The following is a 2855-nucleotide window of genomic DNA, read 5'->3' on the forward strand; positions in this document are numbered from 1 at the left end:
GATGATATAATGACCGCAATAGCTAAAATGAAAGAATTTGAAGGACAACTGATTCCTACATGGAACAGCAGAAGAAGCAAAACAAAAAAATTCTTCATTACCTTCAATACCGATGAAGCAACACGATACATCATGGCATATCTTGAACTTAGAAATGAAAAGCTAAAAGATAACCCCGAAAATGGCCAAACAGAATTAAAACCTCATGATAAGCTATTTAAAATATCTACACATTACTTTACAATGAAATTCGGCCAATTGAATGATGCTTTAAATTTAGGCACTGTTGGCGGAAGACCTGAGGAAGGCATTAAGGGATATAACCGTTTAAGAGGACACATGCTTCGTAAGTACCATGCAACCAATCTTAAAAAGCATGGAATGGATACATATTCAATCAATGTAATGCAGGGCAAAAGTAACGGTGCTGTCAATGATGTTTACTTTTTTGAGGATGAAGATGCATTATTCCGGGAGTACATTGAAGCTATTGAAGGTGTTTTGATAATGACTGACGTTAGAGAGTACAATATCTATTCACCTGAATATGTTCAAATGGAAGAGGAAAACAATGAATTAAGAAACGAATTGACAGATATGAGAGCCGACCTGGACTTCCTTAAAAGGAAATATGAAGAAGGTGCAACATAGCTTTTTTTAATTTTTGTTGAATTTTATACATTCAACAATTTTTCTTATTTTTTTCTAAACACCAATTTTAAAAACATCGGTGTTTTATTTTTGATGGTGTACAATTTAATATACTTTAACTCTTTTTTCTGAATGTTATTCATTGAAATAAGAATAGTAATGTTTATATATTCAAAATACCAAAACTAATAATTGCCTTCACCTAGGAAAATTGACCCCACTTCGTAAAATTGTTCTCATTGCGAAGAAAATTTTTTTAGGTAAGGATCAAACATAGGCATTATAAAAAAAAATGGTGTCTAAAAGGATGTGATTGAAAAGTCAAAAAAAATAGTAGTCTATAAGCATCAATTATAGGGGTTAGTAATGAATAATAAAAATAGTAAACGAGTCGACCAAAACATGTTTAAAATAATTACTGTTCAAAACTTAACCCAGTTATTTAATATATTTCAATAAATATATAAATATTACCACAAATTGGGCAATATTTATTTTACATTAAATATTCTGGTAATTGGACAGAATTCTATTTTTATTATTTAATTTTATAACATTTCAACCCCCTTTGATTTTTGCATGGACTTTGAAAAAAAGAGTTGATCAAAGCATGTACGAATTAAGAAAATGGATATCAAAACCATTGCTGAAGGAAACCATCTACTCCCCGATGAGTTTTGAAAAACTGAGTGAAGTCATCGTTGAAGTATGTGAACAGGACAACATCAGCAATGAAAAAGATTTCTTCGAGATGTATGAAATCGAAGAATTAGAAACGGGATTGAAAAATAAAGAAGTAAATATAATTTTTAATTCCTTGGACTGTCGAATTTCAAATAACAATACAAAACGAGTTGACCAAAACATGATAGAAAAAGAAATAAACGGTAAACCTCATGTAATAATCCCAAGAGAAGATTGGGAAATGATGTGGAGACTTCTTAGAAGAATTGATGTATTAGGTGAGAAATATGGGAATCTCTGATATTTCTATCTTTTATCCTGAAGCTGATTTGAATAACTGTGAAAACTGTACCTTTGACTGCAATTTTCATGGATACTGTATAGACGATGTGGTATAGTATGTTTGAATCTCAAAATCAATTCAAAGAAAATTACCATGGCATACTAACTCACAATGGTGAGATCAAAGTTGCCAAAGGAGATGTTGAACATGAAATCCTCTACATTGACGATGACGGTATCGTATTAGTTGATGGTGGTAAAAAAGCATACCAAACACTAATACACGACAAGCTATTGTCATTAATCCAATATGCAACTCCTGGAGATATAGGATTTGTCAAATTCATAAAAGGTGAATCTTACATTGTTGGATTCAGGAAAAACAAAAGGGAGAATAAATATGGAAAACGCAATCCTTGAAATGCATCAAAACCTTACTGACGGTTTATTCATCGCATTTGTTACTGCAGATGATGAACAGTACTATTCACTTACCAAATCAGATGATGTACAGTTCCTGGACAGCAAAACAGTATTCATCAAAAGAAAAAGTGGAAGGAATTCAATAATTAATCTGAATTTAATTGTTGAAATTGAGATAAGAAGAGGGTTGTTTTAAATGTCCAAACCAGCAAGATTATATCCAAAAAAAGAACCAATGAACCCTAATCCAAAAATGATTTTCATTGGAAGCATTATATTTGCCATAGCTATTGGCTGGATTGGAATTGCAACCGCAAGCTTCGGAGTATTATAAAGGTGATAAAATGGTTAAAGCAGAACTTATAGAAAATCCGGAAGTTCCTAAAGAAACCGGATTAATAACTCAAGACAATGTCCCTGACGTTGATGTAGCAATCGAACAATGGGACGCTTATCAAAAACTATGTAAAGGATTATTAAACGATACAGATTATCAGGAAATCATAGTAAAAGAAAAAGACGAAAACGGAAACTACATTAAAGTGAAAAGACACTTTAAAAAGAAATCCGCATGGCAGAAACTCTCCCGTGCATTCAATGTCGATACCAAAATAGTTGATCGTGACATTGAAAGAACAAAAATGGGCAGAGTACGTGAAGCATACTACTGCGTCAGAGCAACATTGCCAAATGGCCGCAGCGTAGAATCAGATGCATTATGCTCCCGTTCTGAAAAAGGAAAAGACAAAGTTTCAGACCACACAATAATGTCAACTGCAAAAACACGTGCAACCAACCGTGCAATAGCTGAACTT

Annotated in this window: 5 protein-coding genes and 1 pseudogene; all 6 read left to right on the forward strand. The window is 32.7% G+C overall.

Features of this window, described 5'->3' with window-relative positions:
• Positions 1 to 651, forward strand: a pseudogene (locus ACJROP_RS11780) (hypothetical protein); the annotation flags it as partial.
• Between the two features lie 643 nt (positions 652 to 1294).
• Positions 1295 to 1636, forward strand: a complete 342-nt coding sequence (locus ACJROP_RS11785) for a hypothetical protein (RefSeq protein ID WP_406535657.1) — start codon at positions 1295 to 1297, stop codon at positions 1634 to 1636.
• A 98-nt stretch (positions 1637 to 1734) separates the two neighbouring features.
• Positions 1735 to 2037 carry a hypothetical protein gene (locus ACJROP_RS11790; protein WP_406535658.1) on the forward strand — a complete coding sequence of 101 codons (303 nt, stop codon included), beginning with the start codon at positions 1735 to 1737 and terminating at the stop codon, positions 2035 to 2037.
• Positions 2018 to 2236 carry a hypothetical protein gene (locus ACJROP_RS11795; protein ID WP_406535659.1) on the forward strand — a complete coding sequence of 73 codons (219 nt, stop codon included), beginning with the start codon at positions 2018 to 2020 and terminating at the stop codon, positions 2234 to 2236. The genes ACJROP_RS11790 and ACJROP_RS11795 overlap by 20 nt, the downstream gene beginning before the upstream one ends.
• Positions 2237 to 2374, forward strand: a complete 138-nt coding sequence (locus tag ACJROP_RS11800) for a hypothetical protein (protein ID WP_406535660.1) — start codon at positions 2237 to 2239, stop codon at positions 2372 to 2374.
• Positions 2375 to 2384: 10 nt separating this feature from the next.
• Positions 2385 to 2855 (forward strand): hypothetical protein (locus ACJROP_RS11805; protein WP_406535661.1); only part of this gene is annotated, 471 nt, incomplete at its 3' end.

The organism is Methanobrevibacter sp. (genome assembly GCF_045220775.1).
Classification (GTDB): domain Archaea; phylum Methanobacteriota; class Methanobacteria; order Methanobacteriales; family Methanobacteriaceae; genus Methanocatella.

Excerpts from the sequence above, each read along its gene's own strand:
- ACJROP_RS11790 (WP_406535658.1), top strand. The coding sequence starts at position 1,735 with ATGTTTGAATCTCAAAATCAATTCAAAGAAAATTACCATGGCATACTA.
- ACJROP_RS11795 (WP_406535659.1), top strand. The coding sequence starts at position 2,018 with ATGGAAAACGCAATCCTTGAAATGCATCAAAACCTTACTGACGGTTTA.
- ACJROP_RS11800 (WP_406535660.1), top strand. The coding sequence starts at position 2,237 with ATGTCCAAACCAGCAAGATTATATCCAAAAAAAGAACCAATGAACCCT.